Source organism: uncultured Amaricoccus sp. (genome assembly GCF_937858865.1).
Classification (GTDB): Bacteria; Pseudomonadota; Alphaproteobacteria; order Rhodobacterales; family Rhodobacteraceae; genus Amaricoccus.
The window spans coordinates 1-4,050 of sequence record NZ_CALLYO010000542.1 but is presented as its reverse complement, the minus strand read 5'-3'; the positions used below and the strand labels follow the sequence as shown (position 1 = coordinate 4,050).

Here is a 4,050-nt window from a genome sequence, read left to right as displayed (position 1 = left end):
AGGCCGCGGATGAGGCGGCGCGCGCCGAGGCTCGGGCGATCGGCGAACGGCCGGCGCTCGCGCACCCCGCGGCCAAGGCGAGCGCGGAACGCACCACCCCCTCTGCCGACCGGGTCTCCGAGCTCGAGGCGAGCCTGCCGCGGCTCTCCGTCGCCGAGACCCGGATAATGGTCGCCCCCGCGTCCGGACAGGACACCGGGACCGTCGCCCCCGAATCCGTTCCGGTGTTCGAGGCCCTGCGCGATCTGCCCCGGGTGGCCTCGCTCCACAGAAGTGAAACCGGGCGGCGGCGGTAGGGCACGGTGCTTCCGCGCCACCCGGGAGGCCGGGGAGGGGAGTGGCGCCGCGCTCGAGGTGTCGGGTCGGACGCCCAGGCAGTGATCGCTCAGCTTCGCACGCGGCACTGGCCGGGGTCGGTGGCGAGCATGGCCGTGAGGATTAGCCCCACCGTCAGCCCATTGAGTAGGTGCCAGAGGAAATGCGTCCCGAGCGGAAATGTGGCGCAGACCGCCATGTCGATCGTGCGGAAGACGAGCGCGGCGAGAAAGACGAGCGTGGCGGCGAGTAGAAGGCTCGCGATCGGCAGACGCCGGGACCAGGCGAAGGCTGCGACGGTCGCGAGGGCGATCAGCGCGGGCGCGTACTGCAGCGACCCGTTCAGCGGGTCAGGCGGCGGCGGCACGGCGGGATGGGGGTCGGTTGCGGCCAGGAAGGTCACGATGAGCACCACGGCGGCGACGAGGCCCGCCGCACCGGCCGGGTGCGGGCGCAGCCCGGCGACGCGGGTCGCGGCGACGAAGAGCGTCGCCGCGACGAAGGTCCAGATCGGAATCGTATCGGCGTACTCGGACCAGACATTCCCGAAGGTGTGGAACAGGAACGAGCCTGCGCCGACCAGCGCGGCGAGGACGGCGAGCGCCCAGAAGGCGGGCGTCGCGCCCCCGCGCCGGCGAGCGGCCACCGCCACCCAGAGGGCCGCGGCAGGGAAGGCGAGGTTGCTCCATGCGTTCACGGGCTCGGCCCAGAAGCCGGCCGAAGTCCGCTCGCAGTAGATGTCGATCGCCGCCGTCCAGTCCATCGAGAAGCTCGGTCCACGCCGTCACGGCCGGTAGCACGCCGGCGGCCGGAGGGGTATTGACCTGCATCATGGCCGGGACGGCGCGCGCGCCGAACGATCGCCTGCACAGCGGCATGGCGGCGGCTGATGGGGAGGAACGAAGCGGTGACACGGGTCTCGGAGGGCATCGTGGAACCACAGGGATCGACGGCTGCCGAGCCCGGCGAGGCCCTCGTCGCGGAGCTTCTCGATTGGTTCGACCGCTGGCCGCGCGAGGGACCCGCGGCGGCCGGAGGCTGGACGATGAGCGGGAAGCTGCACCCTTACGACCACCTCTTCTCGCCCATCACCGTGAACCGCCTGACGCTCGCCAACCGGATCGTGATGGGGCCGATGGGCAACCTCTCGATGGCCGACCCGTCGGGCCGCCCGAGCGAGCAGATGCTCGCCTATTTCGAGGCGCGTGCCCGCGGCGGGGCAGGCCTTCTGATCTCGGGGCTCGTTCCGACCTCGCCCGCCATGGACCCGTCGGTGCTCCAGCCGGGCGGCGCCGCATGGTTTCCCCGGATCGACGGATCGCGCGCCGTCCTCGCCGGGTGGCGGGACCTCGCCGAGACGGTGCATGCGCTCGGCTCGCGCTTCTTCATCCAGCTCACGCCCGGGCTCGGGCGTGTCGGATCGCCCGAATGCCTGCCGCGGCGGTGGAGGCTGCCGGTCTCGTCCTCGTGGAACCCCAACTTCTACGTCACCCAGGTGCCGAGCCGTCCGCTTCTCCACCGCGAGGTGCGGCGGATCGTGCGGGACACGGGGCAGGCCGCGATCGACGCGATGGCCTCGGGCATCGACGGCGTGCAGCTGCACGGCCACGAGGGCTATCTGCTCGAGCAGTTCGCCAATCCAGCCTTCAACCGCCGCCGTCTCGGCCGTTACGCGGACTGGCAGGCGCTGGGGCTCGATCTCGTTACCGAGATCCGGCGGCGCTGCGGCCCGGACTTCCCGATCATGTACCGCATCGACCTGTCGCTCGGGCTTCGCGCGGCCTATGGCGAGCGGCTGGAGGCCGAGCCCGCGCTGCGAAGGTTCCGGGCCGAACGCTCGGTCGCCGAGACGCTCCTCTACCTCGGCCGGCTGGTCGCCGCGGGCGTCGACATGATCGACGTGGACCTCGGCTGCTACGAGACCTGGTGGCTGCCCCATCCCCCCGGCCCGATGCCGCCCGGCGCCTATCTGCGGGTCGCCCGCTGCGTGAAGGACTACCTCGCGGCGCGGGGCATCCGCGGTGGAAACGGCGCGCCCGTGCCCGTCGCCGCGGTCGGCAAGCTCGGCTACCCCGACATCGCCGAGGCGGCGCTGCGCGAGGGCATGTGCGACGCGGTGCTTCTGGCGCGGCCGCTGCTCGCCGATCCGGACTGGCCCCGCAAGGTCTATTCCGGGCGGGTGGACGCGATCATTCCCTGCATCGGCGACCACGAGGGCTGCCTGAACGAGATCGTGCGCGGCGGGCATATCCAGTGCACCGTCAACCCGCGCACCGGTTTCGAGGCGAAGTATCCCGCGGATCCGGGCCGTGCGCCGCTTTCCCTGAGGGTCGCGGTCGTCGGTGCCGGTCCTGCCGGGATCACCGCGGCCTGCCTTGCCGCGGCGCGCGGCCATGGCGTCACGCTCTTCGAGGCGGCGGAGAGGGTCGGCGGCTGGCTGCGGGCGGGCTCCGTCCCGGCGATCAAGTTCGAGGTCGCGAACTATCTCGCGCACCTCGAACACCGGTTGACCGAGGCGGCGCGGGCGCATGGGCTCGACTTCCGCCCCGGCACGGCCGCCACCGCCGAAGGGCTGAAAGCGGGCGGCTTCGACGCGATCCTCTGCTGCACCGGCTCGACCGCGCTCGTTCCGGACCTCGCCCGGACCGCGGCCCTGCCCTCGGTGCTCGCGGTGGACCTCCTGCTCGACCGAGGTCTCGCCGCCGGAGCGCGGCGCATCGTGGTGGTGGGCGGCGGCGATGTCGGGTGCGAGACCGCCCACATGCTCGCCTTCGAGTTCGGCAAGGAGGTAAGCGTGGTGGAGCAGGGCGAGAGCTTCATGGCGGCGAGCTGCACCGCAAACCGGGGCTACCTGCTGCGCGCCTTGTCCCGGCAGGGAGTCCGGCTCGTGCCGGCGGCCCGGGTGGCGGCCATCCGGGCGGGCGGGCTCGACCTCGTGGTCGACGGCTCCGCAACGGTGCCCGACCCCACGGCCGTCTGGCGGCCGGTCCTGCCGCGGAACATCCACAATCCTTTCACCCGCAAGGCCGAGCGCGTCGAGATCCGGCGCTTCCTCGAGGCGGACATGGTGGTGTTCGCGGTCGGCATGCAGCCGAACGCCTCCCTCCATCGCGCCTGCCTGGAACAGCATGCCGCCCCCGTCGTGCGGCCCGCCGGGGATTCGTTTCGGGTCGGCCGAATCTTCGACGCGACCAAAGGTGCCCATGCCGCCGCCATGGCGCTGTGAGGGGTAGTTGGCGCCGGCAGGGTGCGACCGGGGCAGGTTCAGAGCAGGTGGTGGTGGGCTGCGGGGACCTCGCCTTCGAGCCCACGGCGCTCGCTGCGCCAGCGCGCTCGACCGGGGAGGGCCAGAGGCCTTCCGCGGCTCCTCTCGCAGAACCGAAGGTCCGTATTCTTCCCGATACGGCGGAGGCAGGATATATTGAAGTGTAGAACATTCCCTCCGCGCCGCCCCAGGCGTTTGATGCCGATGGGTCGATGCCCATCTCGAGGAAGCGAACGGCGGATGGCCGGGCGGGTCGCCTTCGTCATCCAGCGCGAAGGGGGCGAGTACCTCCTCGGGGGCGGGACAGGGCTCCGAATCCAAGTCATGCGGGTCGTGAGGCGAGGATGGCGTCGAGATCGGCGGGGTCCCATCCGGCGATCGGGACTTAATGGATCGCCTGCCCGCGCCGCCTCCTGCCTCGGCGAAGGCGGCCTCGACCTCGGCGCGGAGCGTCGGCTGGTTGGCCTTGA

General features: G+C 72.0%; 3 protein-coding genes. 2 read left to right on the top strand and 1 reads right to left on the bottom strand.

Annotated features, from left to right (window positions below):
* Positions 1-296: hypothetical protein (locus Q0112_RS15970; RefSeq protein WP_297976970.1), on the top strand; the 296-nt coding region annotated here is incomplete at its 5' end.
* Positions 297-385: 89 nt separating this feature from the next.
* Here the strand turns inward: Q0112_RS15970 and Q0112_RS15965 are convergent.
* Positions 386-1,078, bottom strand: a complete 693-nt coding sequence (locus Q0112_RS15965; protein WP_297976969.1) for a ceramidase domain-containing protein — start codon at positions 1,076-1,078, stop codon at positions 386-388.
* 144 nt (positions 1,079-1,222) lie between these two features.
* Between Q0112_RS15965 and Q0112_RS15960 the strand changes: the two genes are divergently transcribed.
* Positions 1,223-3,541 (top strand): FAD-dependent oxidoreductase, encoded by a 2,319-nt coding sequence (locus tag Q0112_RS15960; RefSeq protein ID WP_297976968.1) that lies wholly within the window; start codon positions 1,223-1,225, stop codon positions 3,539-3,541.
* The last annotated feature ends 509 nt before the right edge of the window (positions 3,542-4,050 follow it).

What these genes read in the sequence shown, in the direction of transcription:
- Q0112_RS15965 (WP_297976969.1), bottom strand. Translation starts at nt 1,078, where the DNA reads ATGGACTGGACGGCGGCGATCGACATCTACTGCGAGCGGACTTCGGCC.